Annotated in this window: 16 protein-coding genes; 12 read left to right on the top strand and 4 right to left on the bottom strand. The window is 56.1% G+C overall.

What is annotated here, in order from left to right; all coding sequences use genetic code 11:
- Positions 1-10: 10 nt before the first annotated feature.
- Entirely contained in the window at positions 11-925 is a 915-nt protein-coding gene (locus HWQ14_RS16465) for a bestrophin family protein (RefSeq protein ID WP_176610334.1), read from the top strand.
- On the opposite strand, the gene HWQ14_RS16460 is transcribed toward HWQ14_RS16465, so the two are convergent.
- Positions 913-1,461 (bottom strand): GNAT family N-acetyltransferase, encoded by a 549-nt coding sequence (locus tag HWQ14_RS16460; RefSeq protein ID WP_176610333.1) that lies wholly within the window; start codon positions 1,459-1,461, stop codon positions 913-915. The genes HWQ14_RS16465 and HWQ14_RS16460 overlap by 13 nt on opposite strands.
- A gap of 112 nt (positions 1,462-1,573) precedes the next feature.
- On the opposite strand from HWQ14_RS16460, the gene HWQ14_RS16455 reads away from it, so the two are divergent.
- The 6 genes from HWQ14_RS16455 to HWQ14_RS16430 all read left to right on the top strand — a co-directional run bounded on the left by HWQ14_RS16455 (position 1,574) and on the right by HWQ14_RS16430 (position 7,158).
- Positions 1,574-2,179, top strand: coding sequence for a hypothetical protein (locus HWQ14_RS16455; RefSeq protein WP_176610332.1), 606 nt, complete (start codon positions 1,574-1,576; stop codon positions 2,177-2,179).
- Positions 2,176-2,616 (top strand): GNAT family N-acetyltransferase, encoded by a 441-nt coding sequence (locus tag HWQ14_RS16450; protein WP_176610331.1) that lies wholly within the window; start codon positions 2,176-2,178, stop codon positions 2,614-2,616. Before HWQ14_RS16455 ends, HWQ14_RS16450 begins: the two co-directional genes overlap by 4 nt.
- A gap of 143 nt (positions 2,617-2,759) precedes the next feature.
- Positions 2,760-3,755: an alpha/beta fold hydrolase gene (locus HWQ14_RS16445; RefSeq protein WP_148419539.1), complete on the top strand. Its 996-nt coding sequence runs from the start codon at positions 2,760-2,762 to the stop codon at positions 3,753-3,755.
- A 44-nt stretch (positions 3,756-3,799) separates the two neighbouring features.
- Positions 3,800-4,540, top strand: a complete 741-nt coding sequence (locus HWQ14_RS16440; protein ID WP_148419540.1) for a response regulator — start codon at positions 3,800-3,802, stop codon at positions 4,538-4,540.
- A complete protein-coding gene (locus HWQ14_RS16435; protein ID WP_176610330.1) occupies positions 4,537-5,832 on the top strand; it encodes an ATP-binding protein in 1,296 nt (431 codons plus the stop codon). The genes HWQ14_RS16440 and HWQ14_RS16435 overlap by 4 nt, the downstream gene beginning before the upstream one ends.
- Before the next feature lie 135 nt (positions 5,833-5,967).
- Positions 5,968-7,158 (top strand): cytochrome c biogenesis protein/redoxin, encoded by a 1,191-nt coding sequence (locus HWQ14_RS16430; protein ID WP_176610329.1) that lies wholly within the window; start codon positions 5,968-5,970, stop codon positions 7,156-7,158.
- 6 nt (positions 7,159-7,164) lie between these two features.
- On the opposite strand, the gene tam is transcribed toward HWQ14_RS16430, so the two are convergent.
- Positions 7,165-7,923 carry a trans-aconitate 2-methyltransferase gene (gene tam / locus HWQ14_RS16425; protein WP_176610328.1) on the bottom strand — a complete coding sequence of 253 codons (759 nt, stop codon included), beginning with the start codon at positions 7,921-7,923 and terminating at the stop codon, positions 7,165-7,167.
- Between the two features lie 83 nt (positions 7,924-8,006).
- Positions 8,007-8,591 carry an NUDIX domain-containing protein gene (locus tag HWQ14_RS16420; protein WP_176610327.1) on the bottom strand — a complete coding sequence of 195 codons (585 nt, stop codon included), beginning with the start codon at positions 8,589-8,591 and terminating at the stop codon, positions 8,007-8,009.
- Between the two features lie 85 nt (positions 8,592-8,676).
- On the opposite strand from HWQ14_RS16420, the gene HWQ14_RS16415 reads away from it, so the two are divergent.
- From HWQ14_RS16415 to HWQ14_RS16395, 5 genes are all read left to right on the top strand, one after another.
- Positions 8,677-9,435, top strand: coding sequence for a DeoR/GlpR family DNA-binding transcription regulator (locus HWQ14_RS16415; protein WP_176610326.1), 759 nt, complete (start codon positions 8,677-8,679; stop codon positions 9,433-9,435).
- 104 nt (positions 9,436-9,539) lie between these two features.
- A complete protein-coding gene (locus tag HWQ14_RS16410; protein WP_176610325.1) occupies positions 9,540-10,832 on the top strand; it encodes a glycoside hydrolase family 28 protein in 1,293 nt (430 codons plus the stop codon).
- Positions 10,833-10,923: 91 nt separating this feature from the next.
- Positions 10,924-11,586, top strand: a complete 663-nt coding sequence (locus HWQ14_RS16405; RefSeq protein ID WP_369750619.1) for an epoxyqueuosine reductase QueH — start codon at positions 10,924-10,926, stop codon at positions 11,584-11,586.
- 68 nt (positions 11,587-11,654) lie between these two features.
- Entirely contained in the window at positions 11,655-12,029 is a 375-nt protein-coding gene (locus HWQ14_RS16400) for a cell envelope integrity TolA C-terminal domain-containing protein (RefSeq protein ID WP_413815234.1), read from the top strand.
- A gap of 83 nt (positions 12,030-12,112) precedes the next feature.
- A complete protein-coding gene (locus HWQ14_RS16395; RefSeq protein ID WP_176610324.1) occupies positions 12,113-12,574 on the top strand; it encodes a GNAT family N-acetyltransferase in 462 nt (153 codons plus the stop codon).
- Between the two features lie 233 nt (positions 12,575-12,807).
- On the opposite strand, the gene HWQ14_RS16390 is transcribed toward HWQ14_RS16395, so the two are convergent.
- Entirely contained in the window at positions 12,808-13,689 is an 882-nt protein-coding gene (locus HWQ14_RS16390) for an arginase family protein (RefSeq protein ID WP_176610323.1), read from the bottom strand.
- Positions 13,690-13,693 lie beyond the last annotated feature (4 nt).

Raw genomic sequence — 13,693 nt, 5'->3', positions numbered from 1 at the left:
GAAGCTGATTATGATTGCTCGTCCTCAACAGCACTGGCTACAACTGATTTTCGTCTGGCACGGTTCGGTACTTCCTAAAATTTATACCCGACTGCTGCTGAACTTCCTGCTTTCTATCGCCGTCATCGTGATGCTGCCGTGGTACACCTCGCTGGGCATCCGCTTCACCGTTGCGCCGTTTAGCATTCTCGGCGTGGCTATCGCCATCTTCCTGGGTTTTCGCAACAACGCCTGCTATTCGCGCTACGTTGAGGCTCGCCTGCTGTGGGGGCAGTTGATGATAGCGGCGCGCTCGCTGTTTCGCGAGGTAAAAAATACCTTACCGGAAGATAAGCAGCTTGGAGAGTTTGTTCGCCTGCAAATTGCCTTTGCTAACTGTCTGCGCATGACCCTGCGCAAAGAAATCAACGCCGAGCAGCTGTCTCGCTATCTGGCTCCTGACGACCTGCGCAAAGTGATGGATGCCAATTCCCCGGCGAACCGTATCCTGCTGATAATGGGGGAGTGGCTCGCCGTCCGGCGGCGCAGCGGACACCTTTCGGACATCCTGTTTCACAGCCTGAACAACCGCCTGAACGATATGTCCATCGTGCTGGCTGGCTGCGAACGCATTGCCAACACGCCGGTGCCGTTTGCCTATACGCTGATCCTGCACCGGACGGTATATCTGTTCTGCATCATGCTGCCGTTTGCGCTGGTTGTTGACCTGCACTACATGACGCCGTTCGTCTCTGCGCTGATTTCTTACACCTTTATCTCTCTGGACACGCTGGCGGAAGAGCTTGAAGATCCGTTTGGTACGGAAGATAACGATCTGCCGCTGGACGCCATCTGCAACATGATGGAACGCGACCTGCTGCAGATGAACGACGAAGAGAACATCCCTGAAAGGCTAATGCCGGACAAGCATTATCAGCTGACCTGACGGGCGTTCCACTCCTCGCGGGTGATTTCCCACAGTTCGGAGTCCAGCACGCCGCTCACGTACGCTTTCTTTTCCGTCCTGATGAGCCGCATGCCGCTGCTGTCGGAAATACGGCGGGAGCGGCTGTTGGCGGCCGCTTTCGGCGCGCGCAATACCGGTTTGTTAAGAGTATTAAACCAGTAATCCGTTGCCGCAATGCTCGCTTCCCGCATATATCCCTGGCCCTGAAACTCCGGCGCCAGCCAGAAGCCACGGTTGTTATCCTCCACGTCATACAGGCAAATCAGCCCCATCAGTTGGTCAGGCGCTTCTCGGCGGCGAATGGTCCAGAACCACGCAATCCCTTTAGCCATATCGGGCAGCGCAACCTGGTTCACGTAGCTTTCAGCCCCGTCATCGGGATAGGGCCAGGGAACGGAGGCCACCATATAGCGAACGATTTCCCAGTGCGGATAACGCTTCTGTATCTGGACGGCATCTTCAGCGACAAGGGGTTTAAGCAGCAAGCGATCTGTCGTTAGCGTGGGTATCGTCATCCGGCAATCTCCATATTTAAGCGTTATGCTTTTGTCTGGCTTCTGGTATTTTCATCTTAATATAATTATTTCAAATCAGTAATTTTGGTGCTGTTTCTCCCTGGCGGTTTTGATGAAAATTTTGCCTTTGCTAACCGGACGCATTTCATACGATCTGCTGCAACATGGAAAAGAGATAGATGAAGCCATTGCCCATGGCAACGTTTTGTTAAACCATTCGACTCCCGCACTGGAGCGCTATTTTTCACGCCCGCTTAGCGAGTTGCCGGGGCAAAATCCTTATCCTGTAGCCATGTTATTACCGCTATTCCTCACGGTATTTGCGTTTAATATGCTGCCTTTTCTCAAGGCGATTTCCAGTATGTCGCCTGCGCTTCATGCACTGAGTTTTTTTGCCCCGTCGATAGCCATACTTATCTACCTGATATCCACCAGTACTCTGCTGGCCCGAGGTTACACATCAGGGCTGTCAGGATTGTTAGCGCTTTACATCTTCCTGCTGGCGGTGACGGTGCTGCAGTGGATTTATTACCTGTTCACTTCTGACGGCAGCAGCTGGCAACTGTTAATCGCCACGATCGCTATGGTAATCATTCGATGGGTGTTAAACAGTCAAGGCTTTGCACTCTTTACCCTTTACTGCCGGACGAAGCGTCTTGCTGCTCTGGCCCATAAAATGCGCTTAAAAAGCAGCAAGGATAATGCGAGGATCCCATGACGCTAACCGTACGTCCTTTACGCCCCGAAGATTACCCGCAGTGGCGACCGCTGTGGGACGGCTATACCCATTTCTATGAATGTAACCTTGAGGAATCCGTTACCGCAGCAACGTGGGAAAGGGCGCTTTCAGGCTCATCATCCCTGTTTTGCCGGGTCGCGGAGAAGGACGGCAAGGTCATCGGCTTCGCCATGTGTATCCTGCATGAAGGCACCTGGTCAACCGCGCCCATTTGCTATCTGGAGGATCTGTTTGTTGACGCAGCGGAACGTGGCGCAGGCGCGGGTAAGGCGCTTATCGACGCCCTGATCGATGAAGGCAGGCGGGAAGGCTGGTCAAAACTCTACTGGGTCACCCGCGAGAACAATCCGGCCCGTAAGCTGTATGACAAATACGCCGAAGCCGACGATTACGTTCGTTACCGCCTGTCGCTTTAGCCGATCGTCACGAGTTTGTATCACACTGTATCTGTGAGTGAGATACGTACACAGGTATGCAATAAAACGGCTTTCGCACACGTTCGCTATACAAACGCATGGTGTTATATCCCCGTCAACTGAACTTACCCGGAGATAACATCATGCTTAACAAACTCGCCTTTTCCGCCGTCGCGCTGAGCGTTTCGCTTGGTACCGTGATGTCCTGTCAGGCAGAAGCGACCGGCAACGATTATTCGTCTGCCTTTACGCAGGTAAAACAAATTAACGCCGGCGATCTTAACGTCGGTTATGTCGATATCGGGCCGAAAGACGGGCAACCGGTGATCCTGCTGCATGGCTGGCCGTACGACATTCACAGTTACGCCGAGGTTGCCCCGGCGCTGGCCGCGAAAGGGTACCGTGTCATTGTGCCGTCCCTGCGCGGTTACGGCACCACGCGGTTTATTTCTGATAAAACGCCGCGTAACGGTCAGCCTTCGGCAATGGCAAAAGACATTGTTAACCTGATGGATGCGCTCAACATCCGGCAGGCGGTGTTTGCCGGGTATGATTGGGGCGCGCGAACGGCGGATATCGTCGCCGCGCTGTGGCCGGAACGCGTGAAATCGCTGGTCTCGGTGAGCGGCTACCTGATTAGCAGCCAGGCGATTGGTAAGCAACCCTTACCGCCGAAGGCGGAGGTGCAGTGGTGGTATCAGTTCTACTTCGCCACGCCGCGCGGTGCGGAAGGCTATGCCAAAAACACGCACGATTTTGCTCGCCTGATCTGGTCTCAGGCCTCGCCAGACTGGAAATTCAGTGATGCCACCTTTGAAGCCAGCGCTAAATCCCTCGATAACCCTGACCACGTTGCCGTCACGCTCAGTAATTACCGCTGGCGTCTGGGGCTGGAAAGAGGAGAGAAAAAATATGACGCCTATGAGCAAAAGCTGGCGACGCTGCCGAATATCACGGTTCCGACGATAACCATCGAGGGCGGTAACAACGGGGCGCCTCATCCTGCGCCCGCTGCCTATGCCGGAAAATTTACCGGGAAATATGAGCACCGTACCTTCGGTGCTACCGTTGGCCACAACCCGCCTCAGGAAGATCCGCAGGACTTCGTAAAGGCGGTAGTAGACGCTGACAAGCTCTGAGATGTGCTATTTTCAATCCGTTACCCCTTATTCAGGAGCCTGCGGTGGAGCATATTGATCGCATCCTTGTCGTCGATGACGACAGGGATATTCGTGAACTGGTTGTCGATTATCTCGTGAAGTCGGGCTATCACGCCTCCGGCGCGGCGAACGGTAAAGAGATGCGCGCGGTGCTCGACAAACAGCATATCGACCTGGTGGTGCTGGACGTGATGATGCCCGGCGACGACGGCCTGACGCTGTGCCGACAGCTGCGCAGCAGCAGGCATAAAGATCTGCCGATCCTGATGCTCACCGCCCGGAACGAAGACACCGACCGGATCCTGGGGCTGGAGATGGGTGCAGACGATTACGTGGTGAAGCCGTTTGTGGCCCGCGAACTGCTGGCGCGTATCAAAGCCATCCTGCGTCGCTTTCGCGCCATGCCGCCCAATCTCCAGGTGACCGAAGCAGGGCGCCTGGTGGTATTCGGAGAGTGGCAGCTGGATACGGTGGCGCGTCACCTGATTGACAACGAGGGGATGATTGTGGCGCTAAGCGGGGCAGAATACCGTCTTCTGCGCGTGTTTCTCGATCATCCTCAACGGGTGCTGACGCGGGACCAGCTGCTGAACCTGACGCAGGGACGCGATGCCGAGCTGTTTGAACGCTCGATAGATCTTCTGGTAAGCCGCGTGCGTCAGCGCCTGAATGAAGATGCGCGCACGCCAGCCTATATCAAAACCGTGCGCAGCGAAGGCTACGTGTTTACCATGCCGGTGACCATCGTCGAGGCCAATGAATGACGCTGTGGCCCCGCACGCTACTGGGCCGCCTGCTGATCGTTGTGCTGCTTGGGCTCCTGCTGGCCAACTCGCTCAGCCTGACGCTGGTCATGGTTGAGCGAATGCGCAGCGCCCGCGCCGTGATGCTTGGAAACCTTGAGAACGACGTCGCGACCAGCGTGGCCATTCTCGACCGGCTTCCGGCCAGCGAGCGGCCCGGGTGGCTGGAACAACTCAACCGCGGCAATTACCGGTATATCCTTGGCCCCGGCGAGTCAGGCGCCGCGCCAGCGGATAAGCGCTCGCGGGACGCGGTTCGTACCCTCAAAGCGACGCTGGCTGACCGCTACCCGCTCACGTTTACGGCGGTTCCGGGGCCCGTATCCCATATCCAGGCCCATCTGACGCTTCGCGACGGCGCGCCGCTGACTATCGATCTGATCCCGCGCATGCCGCCCGTCGCCAGCTGGCTGCCCGCGGTGCTGATACTTCAGCTGTTACTGGTCGCGCTCTGCGCATGGATCGCAGTCCGCCAGGTCGTCCGGCCCTTCATGCAGTTCACGCGCGCGGTCGACTCGCTTGACCCGGCGGCACATTCCCCGATGGCGGAAAAAGGGCCGGTCGAAGTCCGCCAGGCGGCGCATGCCTTCAATGAGATGCAGTCCCGGATACAGGCGCACCTGCGCGAACGCGCCCAGATCCTGGCGTCCATTTCTCACGACCTTCAGACCCCCATCACGCGCATGAAGCTGCGGGTCGAAATGACGGAGCATCCGGCGCTCCGCGATAAGCTGCTGAGCGACCTCGACAATATGTCGCGTCTGGTACGGGAGGGGATTGCCTATGCCCGGTCATCAGAATCGCTTGAGGAGACGACGCTGAAGCTGGAGCTGAATGCGTGGATCAACAGCATCGCCAGCGATTACCAGGATATTGGTAAAAACGTGCAGTTTCATGCACGCGATATCCGCCTGCCGATCGTTACGCGCCCGCAGGCATTGCGTCGGGTAATGACCAACCTGCTGGATAACGCGCTGAAGTTTGGCGATAGCGCGGTAATAGAAATTGATGAAGATGAAAATCAGGTGGCGATCCGCATCATGGATAACGGACCGGGCATCCCGGATGCCGAACTGGACGCGGTTTTACAGCCGTTCTACCGGGTTGAAACGTCGCGCAACCGCGAAACTGGCGGCACGGGGTTAGGCCTTGCCATTGCAGCGCAGCTCACCGCCCGGCTCAGCGGCAAACTGCATCTTGCCAACCGTGAGGAGGGCGGGCTGATGGTGAGCGTGACGCTGCCGCGCGGCTAATTGTACGCGTCTGTATCCGGTTGCGGGGCCGATACGCTGGCAGACAAAATTACGCTTTTTGCACACGGCCCGAACACATTCTTACGGTGAAATGACCTCACTGCACCTTCGCAGCAACGGTATCGTGAGGTCCTTATGTTTCTGATAATCGCTTTTTTGGGCGGCATGATTAGCCTGCTCAGCCCGTGCACGCTTCCCGTCATTCCTCTGCTGTTCGCCGGATTTCAGGGGCAGCGCAAGCACATTCTGGCGCTTCTGGCGGGCATGATTGTAATGTTCACCCTGGTGGCGATGGTGGTGACGGCTGCCAGCGAGTGGATCGCTGACGCCACCGCTATCAGCCGCTGGATTGCGCTTCTGGTGCTGGGCATCGCCGCACTGGCCCTCATTTTCCCGCGGCTCGCCCAGCGCATTGCCAGCCCGGCGGTCAGCGCCGGGAACGTGCTGAACACCCGCAGCGCGCAGACGCGCGGCATGCTGTCGGCGTTTCTGGCAGGGCTTGCCGTAGGACTGCTGTGGTCTCCCTGTGCCGGGCCGATTCTCGGGGCGATCTTCAGCATCAATATTGCGGGACACTCGCCCGTCGCCACCGGCGCGCTGTTAGCCGCTTACGGCGCAGGATGCGCGCTGATGCTGGGGCTGCTGGCAGCAGGTGGCCGCAAGCTGATCGCGCCGTTACGATCCAAATCCGCGCTGATGGCGCGTCTGCGCCAGGGGGCGGGAGTGATGATGTTAGCCGCCGTTGCCTTCAATGCTTCCGGAATGACGTCGGCGCTGAAGGGGGCCAACGGCATTGCCGACCGTCTGGAAAACGCGCTCCTGAACCTGGCGAAACCGGCACCGTCGCAGGTGAAGCTGCAGCCGGCAGTGGAAACGGCCCCCAGCAGCCAGCTGCCGTCGCTGAGCGGCGGAACGGGCTGGATAAACGGTGACCCTGTCACGTCTGAATCCTTACGGGGTAAGGTTGTCCTCATCGACTTCTGGACCTGGGGCTGTATTAACTGCCAGCACGCGCTCCCGCACGTGCGCGACTGGGCCAGGAAGTATCAGTCTCAAGGTCTGGTGGTGATTGGCGTACATACGCCGGAATACCCGTGGGAAAAACCGCTATCGTCGGTGAAAAACGCGGTGAACAAGTGGCAGCTGCCGTATCGGGTGGTGACGGACAACGGCTATAAGATCTGGACCGCGTTCGGCAATCAGTACTGGCCCGCGCATTACTATTTCGATGCGAAAGGGCAGCTGCGCTACACCTCGTTTGGCGAAGGCAACTACGACAGGCAGGAGACCGTTATTCAGCAGCTTCTCAAGGAGGCGCGTTCCTGAATCGCCCTACGGACCCCGCTTAGCAACGATAAACAGGCGTGGAAAGGCCAGCAGTATCTGCCCGTTTTCCTGAAGCGGATACTGCCCCTGCAAAAGCTCATGGTAGCGTTCCAGGAATTTTTTTTGCTCGTTCTCGCTGAGATCCTGTATCCACGGACGTAATCCCGTCGCGCTTACCCAGTCTACGATGGCCTGATGCGAACTCATCTGATGGAAGTAGGTGGTGCGCCAGATATCCACGTCGCATCCCGCTTCCGTCAGAATATCGTAAAAGGCATGGATGCCCGGCAGCGGCTCGCGGCCCCGATCCGGGTAGCCCTGTTCCAGGGCGACTTCGCGCATTAAGGCGTGCGTTGGCTCAAGCCAGTTATCCGGCATTTGCACCGCCAGCACGCCGTTTAGCTGGAGCAGCGATACCAGATGCGGCAGAAGATGGTAATGGTCCGGGATCCACTGAAGGGAGGCGTTGGCGTACACCAGGTTCACCGGCTGCACCGGCTTGTAGTGGCGGATATCCGCTTCAACAAAGTGGCAGTCCGGCAGGGCGTTTCGGGCTTCCTCGAGCATCGCCGGAGAGTTATCCACTCCCGCAATCTGGGCTGAAGGCCAGCGCTGTCGCAGCAGCGCCGTGCTGTTGCCGGGCCCACAGCCCAGATCAACGGCAGACGTCACGTCAGCAAGCAGCACCCGGGCAAGCAGGTCGGCTGCAGGTCGCGTGCGCTCTGCGCTGTACTGTAGATAAAGAGAGGGATCCCAGTCTGCCATTTTCGCATCTCCGCGTTGAGGTGTTCAGCAAGAATAGCACAGGGAGATACCTGCACCGGGGCAGGTATCTGGTTTCCGCCGGATCACATAATCCCCTTCAGGGCCACGTGATAAAGCAGCATGATAGTTTTCCCGTCCACGATCTGGCCGTTCTCAATGCCCCGAAGCGCGTCGTCGAGCGTCATTTCAAGCACCTTGATATCTTCGCCCTCTGATTTGACGCCGCCGCCCGCGCCGGTCCGGTCCTGCGGGTGATATTCCGCAAGATAGAAGTAGAGCTTTTCGGTTACGGAGCCCGGGCTCATATACGCCTCAAAAATCTTCTCCACGCGGGACACCCTGAACCCGGTTTCTTCTTCCGCTTCGGCCCTGATGCGGCTTTCCGGATCGAGGTTGTCGAGCAGCCCCGCGGCTGCCTCAATGAGATCCTCTTCGTGACCGTTTACAAAGACCGGAAAGCGGAACTGGCGGGTAAGAATGACCGTCCTTTTGTCGCGATTGTAGAGCAGGATCGTCGCGCCATTGCCGCGGTCATACACTTCACGCTCCTGTCGCTGCCATTCGCCATCGCTGCGCTGAAGATCAAACGTGTATTTTTTCAGGATGTACCAGTTATCGGACAAGGTTTCACTGCTGATGATGCGTATATCTGCACGTTTTGATTGCACGTTTCATCCTCCTCTCGTAGAGTAAGCATCATAAACAGCAACTTCACGCACATACAAGAATTATCGTGCAATGTCAGGAAAGAAAATGCTTACCAGTCAGCGTAAACAGTTAATACTTGAAAAGCTGGAGGCGGAGGGCCAGGTTCAGTCCACGGCGCTCAGCCACTATTTTTCAGTGTCCGAAGACACTATCCGTCGTGATTTACGCGAGCTGGCGGCAGAAGGGCGTCTACAGCGCGTTCACGGCGGTGCGCTTCCGGCATCCTCCGCGATTGCCCCGTTCGCTGAACGTCAGTCCGTAAAGATGGATGCCAAAAAACGCGTGGCCCGCCGGGGCGCGCAGCTAATTTCACCGGGGCAGGTCGTTATCATCGATGGCGGGACGACAACCTCTGAACTCATTACCTTCCTGCCGCCAGATCTGCGCATTACCGTGGTGACGCACAGCCCCGGCATCGCGCTGGGTCTGGTCGACCATCCCTGTATTGAGGTGATCCTGATTGGCGGACGCCTGTATAAACACTCCATCGTCACGGTCGGCGCGGCCGCTATTGAAGGTATCAACGCTATTCATGCGGATCTGTTCTTCATGGGCGTAACCGGCGTTCATCCTGACGCAGGGCTAACCACCGGAGATTATGAAGAAGCGTGCATCAAACGCGTATTTTCCGGCAGGGCGGCGGAAACGGTGGTGCTGGCATCACCGGAAAAGATCAACGCCGCCTCTGCGTTTGCGATCGGCGATTTGTCGTTAGTGAATACCCTGGTCGTTGAGGACACGACGGATGAACGCTGGGTCAACGCCATGAAAGAAAAGGGCGTTGCGGTGATCGCCAGCCGGTAAATATCCGCTTTTTTGCCAGCAAGACCGCGCGGCTGTCAACGAGAGAAAGGTTATCCGCCATGCCGATCCTTAGACTGAAGCTTTTATCAGCTTAAGGATCGCCCATGACAGAGATCTCTGTTCTGGCGTATGGCGCGGACCCCGCCGCGCAACGCCCATCAACCTCCGCCATTCAGCAGGCGATAAATTCGGCTCACCGCGGCGACGTTATCATCATCCCGCAAGGCCGCTATCTGAGCGGAGCGCTGTTTCTTAGAAGCGGCGTTTCGCTTCGCCTGGACGCCGGTGCCTGCCTCGCGGGAAGCCAGGATCTGGCTGACTATCCGCTTATAACTACCCGCGTGGCCGGTATCGACATGCGCTGGCCGGCAGGCATCATTAATATTATCGATTGTGAAAACGTCAGCATTACCGGCACGGGCACGATAGACGGGCAGGGTGAGATATGGTGGCGACGCTTCTGGGGCGATGACGAGCGCGGTGGAATGGTCGGGGACTACGGTGCCAGAGGATTGCGCTGGGTCGTTGATTATGACTGCCAGCGTCCGCGCAACGTTCTGGTCTTTGAGAGCCAGAATGTTACGCTTCGCGAGTTCAGCAGCCGGGAATCCGGTTTCTGGAATCTGCATCTGTGCTATTCGCGCCATATTGCGGTTGAGGATGTGAAAATTACTAATTCCGCGGGGCCAAGCACCGACGGAATAGACATAGACTCCTGCGAACAGGTTCGGGTTGAGCGCTGCATCGTCTCCTGTAATGACGACAATATCTGCATCAAATCTGGACGAGGACGCGAGGCGGCGCAAAACGCCCGCGCCGCAAGGGATATCGTTATTCGCGGCTGCACGCTGAACAAGGGATCCGGCATCACACTGGGGAGCGAAACCTCAGGCGGCATCGAGCGCGTCCTGATCGAAAAGAATGCGTTTAACGGGACGGGCGTCGGGTTTCGTGTAAAGTCTGCCCGCAACCGGGGCGGGTTTATACGGGACATCACCGTTCAGAATTTGCAGCTAACTGACGTGCGTTTTCCGGTGCTGATCCAGCTAAACTGGTTCCCGCAGTACAGCTACGGCAGCCAGGATAATCTCTCTGATAAGCCAGAACACTGGCGCAAACTGGCCGATGGCGTCGAGGGAGAAGCCGGTCTTACCGAAGTCAGCGGCCTGACGATTAAAAACATCACGGCGAGGCGCTCGGACGACCTATGCTTCTCGCGGGCATTTTTCATCGAAGGGTATCCGGAACGTCCCGTGAGCGGGTTAACGCTGGACGGTATTACGATTGATGCCACCGAGTTCGGCAAGATTTCGGGCGTTGACGGGCTGCGCTTTAATGATGTCCTGGTCACGGCAAGGGCGTTGACGCGGGACAGCAATGACGTCTATGAGCGTTGAGGGCACGAGGCTTATCGCATTTTTTACAGTAATCTTATAAGTGCTACACTGTCCGCAACCATAATTTTCCTGAATCAAATGACTGATGGCTATGACTAATTTTGAACGTCCGAAACTACAGCTTCCAAACGGCGCAGATAAGCTGTTGCTGCACTCCTGTTGCGCCCCCTGTTCCGGTGAGGTCATGGAGGCCATTCAGGCGTCGGGCATTGATTACACCATCTTCTTTTACAATCCGAATATTCATCCCCAGAAAGAGTATCTCATCCGCAAGGAGGAGAATATTCGTTTCGCTGAGAAACATGGCGTGCCCTTCGTCGACGCAGATTACGACACCGATAACTGGTTTGAGCGCGCGAAAGGCATGGAGTGGGAGCCCGAGCGCGGCGTTCGCTGCACCATGTGCTTTGATATGCGCTTTGAGCGCACGGCGCTGTATGCCGCTGAAAATGGGTTCAGCGTGATCAGCAGCTCGCTCGGAATTTCCCGCTGGAAGAACATGCAGCAGATTAACGACTGCGGACAGCGGGCTGCCGCGCATTATCCGGGAATGGTGTACTGGGATTACAACTGGCGTAAGCAGGGAGGATCGTCGCGCATGATTGAGATAAGCAAGCGCGAACAGTTCTACCAGCAGGAGTATTGTGGCTGCGTTTATTCACTGCGCGATACGAATATGCACCGTAAATCGCAGGGCAGGCCGCTCATCAAACTCGGTAAACTTTACTACGGTAAGGAAGATGAAGGGCAATAATAAGCGCCTGTGCACAATGGATTGAGGAACAAAAAGTGGCATCGTCAGACACCGTTAAGAAATTCGTTATGCTGGCCGTTGTGGTCAGCCTGGCCGCGGGATGCGCGCCGTTACATCCTTCCGGCTGCCATAAGACCACGGCCACGGGCAGTTGCAGTTCAGGACGCTGGGACGATGCGGATGAATGGGGCGCCCAAGCGCGGGCAATCAGGGCGGCCATTAACGATAAGCTTGATGAGCCACAAAAATGGAAAGGGAAGAAATGCCGGCTGCACATGGAGTTTTCCCGGGACGGCACGGCGCTAAGCATATCAACCAGCAACGGCAATAAAGGCTATTGTGAAGCGATAAAATCAGCCGCACGGAAAGCCACATTCCCGGCCTTTAACAATCCGGAAGTCTACCGGGATTTTCAAAAATCCGGCTTCGACATGCAGGGTTAGCCACATAAGAAATATGTATTAGACATTGAGGGCGGCGCTTGTTTGTATGTTAACAAACTGTAGCCAACTATCTGGAATAATTCATGTTTACTATCAAAACGGACGATCTCTCGCATCCAGCCGTGCAGGCATTAGTTGCCTATCATATCTCCGGCATGCTGGAACAATCCCCGCCGGAAAGCAGCCATGCGCTGGATGTCCAAAAACTACGCGATCCGGCAGTCATATTTTGGTCAGCATGGGACGGGGAGCGGCTCGCGGGAATTGGCGCGCTGAAAGTGCTCAATGAGGACCATGGCGAGCTGAAATCAATGCGTACCGCACCTGATTATTTGCGCCGCGGTGTAGCAAATCTGTTTCTGCTGCATATCTTACAGGTTGCGCGAGCAAAAGGCCTGAAACGTCTGAGCTTAGAAACGGGGACGCAGCCAGGATTTACCGCATGTCATCAACTTTATAGCAAACACGGTTTTGTTGACTGCGAGCCGTTCGCTGATTATCAGCCTGATCCAAACAGTCGGTTTATGACGCTGGATTTATGCTGAAATAGCGTAAAGGAGTAGTGACATGATTGGGGAGATTAGACTGGAGGCGCATGTCATTATTTCGCTAGTATGTCAAAGCTAAGTTCAGATGTCCGAGGCAGGGCAAAGCTCAAATGTCCGCTCTGTGCCAGAAGCGGACGATGTGACAGGAAAAGTATCAGTAATGCCAATAGGTTATGTTAGAAGTCCGTATATCCTCAAGATGACGTGCTGACAAAATTAGATCTGGGCTCTTACTCGTTCATTATAGGAAGCTTTTTAAGAAACTCTTTAAGATTCCAGGCATCCCATGGCAGATGTTCGGTAATACCTATAATCACAATTTCTGTCTCGGCAGAGACATCACGGATAATCCTAAGCGTCTGCGTAAGGTTCAGTTTCCCTACCGGATACACCGCCTGCCAGTCAAACTCAGGTTCAGGCTCCGCGAACAGCAGCGAACGGAAGACGTCCGGATTGAGGACATCCAGGTCCAGATGCACGGCAAGTTTGCGGATATTCTGTTCTTTTATCCAGCGTGTGATCCTGTCACTGTTTTCATAAAGCTCTTCCGGTCGGGCGACCTGCAGACCAAGATCGCTGATAACGGCCGTTTCCTGCTCCGTCAGCCCTTCTTCAATCAGGCCGGCATACATGACGCGTGAGGGGGCGACCGGGGTCTTCACTTTTGAAGCAAACTCCGGATCGCCACCGCCTAAAAGATTGCCCAGTACCATGGTATGGCCGTTGGTAAAATCGCGAGGGGTCTTCACATCCGGGTGTGAATCGATCCACAGTACGCCCATTTCGCCATTGTGCCTCTCGTTCATCCAGGCAAAGGGGGCCTGGTCTACAAGGCAGTCACCTCCAAACACCACGATATGATCCGGTTCTTCTTTTTCCAGCACTGCCCAGGCCTCATCATGCTGGCTGAGTAACTGCCGGCGATAAAGCAGCCCCTGTTCAGGCTCAGGCGTGTCCGGGTTAAACTCCGGCACGCTGATAGTATGCAGAGGGGAGCGTGACTCCGGAGAGAGCCAGTGCAGCAGCCGGGCACCAAACCCGTAGAGCTCCTGGTTGCCACCCTGCCACTGTGGAAATAAGATCCTGATGGTTTTTTTCGACTTGTCAGTCATGTTA

The organism is Enterobacter cloacae (genome assembly GCF_013375935.1).
GTDB lineage: Bacteria > Pseudomonadota > Gammaproteobacteria > Enterobacterales > Enterobacteriaceae > Enterobacter > Enterobacter pasteurii.
Note: the sequence above shows the minus strand (reverse complement) of the source record. Positions and strands in the feature narration are given on the sequence as shown.

Excerpts from the sequence above, each read along its gene's own strand:
- HWQ14_RS16465 (WP_176610334.1), top strand. The coding sequence starts at position 11 with ATGATTGCTCGTCCTCAACAGCACTGGCTACAACTGATTTTCGTCTGG.
- HWQ14_RS16460 (WP_176610333.1), bottom strand. The coding sequence starts at position 1,461 with ATGACGATACCCACGCTAACGACAGATCGCTTGCTGCTTAAACCCCTT.
- HWQ14_RS16455 (WP_176610332.1), top strand. The coding sequence starts at position 1,574 with ATGAAAATTTTGCCTTTGCTAACCGGACGCATTTCATACGATCTGCTG.
- HWQ14_RS16450 (WP_176610331.1), top strand. The coding sequence starts at position 2,176 with ATGACGCTAACCGTACGTCCTTTACGCCCCGAAGATTACCCGCAGTGG.
- HWQ14_RS16445 (WP_148419539.1), top strand. The coding sequence starts at position 2,760 with ATGCTTAACAAACTCGCCTTTTCCGCCGTCGCGCTGAGCGTTTCGCTT.
- HWQ14_RS16435 (WP_176610330.1), top strand. The coding sequence starts at position 4,537 with ATGACGCTGTGGCCCCGCACGCTACTGGGCCGCCTGCTGATCGTTGTG.
- HWQ14_RS16430 (WP_176610329.1), top strand. The coding sequence starts at position 5,968 with ATGTTTCTGATAATCGCTTTTTTGGGCGGCATGATTAGCCTGCTCAGC.
- tam (WP_176610328.1), bottom strand. The coding sequence starts at position 7,923 with ATGGCAGACTGGGATCCCTCTCTTTATCTACAGTACAGCGCAGAGCGC.
- HWQ14_RS16415 (WP_176610326.1), top strand. The coding sequence starts at position 8,677 with ATGCTTACCAGTCAGCGTAAACAGTTAATACTTGAAAAGCTGGAGGCG.
- HWQ14_RS16410 (WP_176610325.1), top strand. The coding sequence starts at position 9,540 with ATGACAGAGATCTCTGTTCTGGCGTATGGCGCGGACCCCGCCGCGCAA.
- HWQ14_RS16405 (WP_369750619.1), top strand. The coding sequence starts at position 10,924 with ATGACTAATTTTGAACGTCCGAAACTACAGCTTCCAAACGGCGCAGAT.
- HWQ14_RS16400 (WP_413815234.1), top strand. The coding sequence starts at position 11,655 with ATGCTGGCCGTTGTGGTCAGCCTGGCCGCGGGATGCGCGCCGTTACAT.
- HWQ14_RS16395 (WP_176610324.1), top strand. The coding sequence starts at position 12,113 with ATGTTTACTATCAAAACGGACGATCTCTCGCATCCAGCCGTGCAGGCA.
- HWQ14_RS16390 (WP_176610323.1), bottom strand. The coding sequence starts at position 13,689 with ATGACTGACAAGTCGAAAAAAACCATCAGGATCTTATTTCCACAGTGG.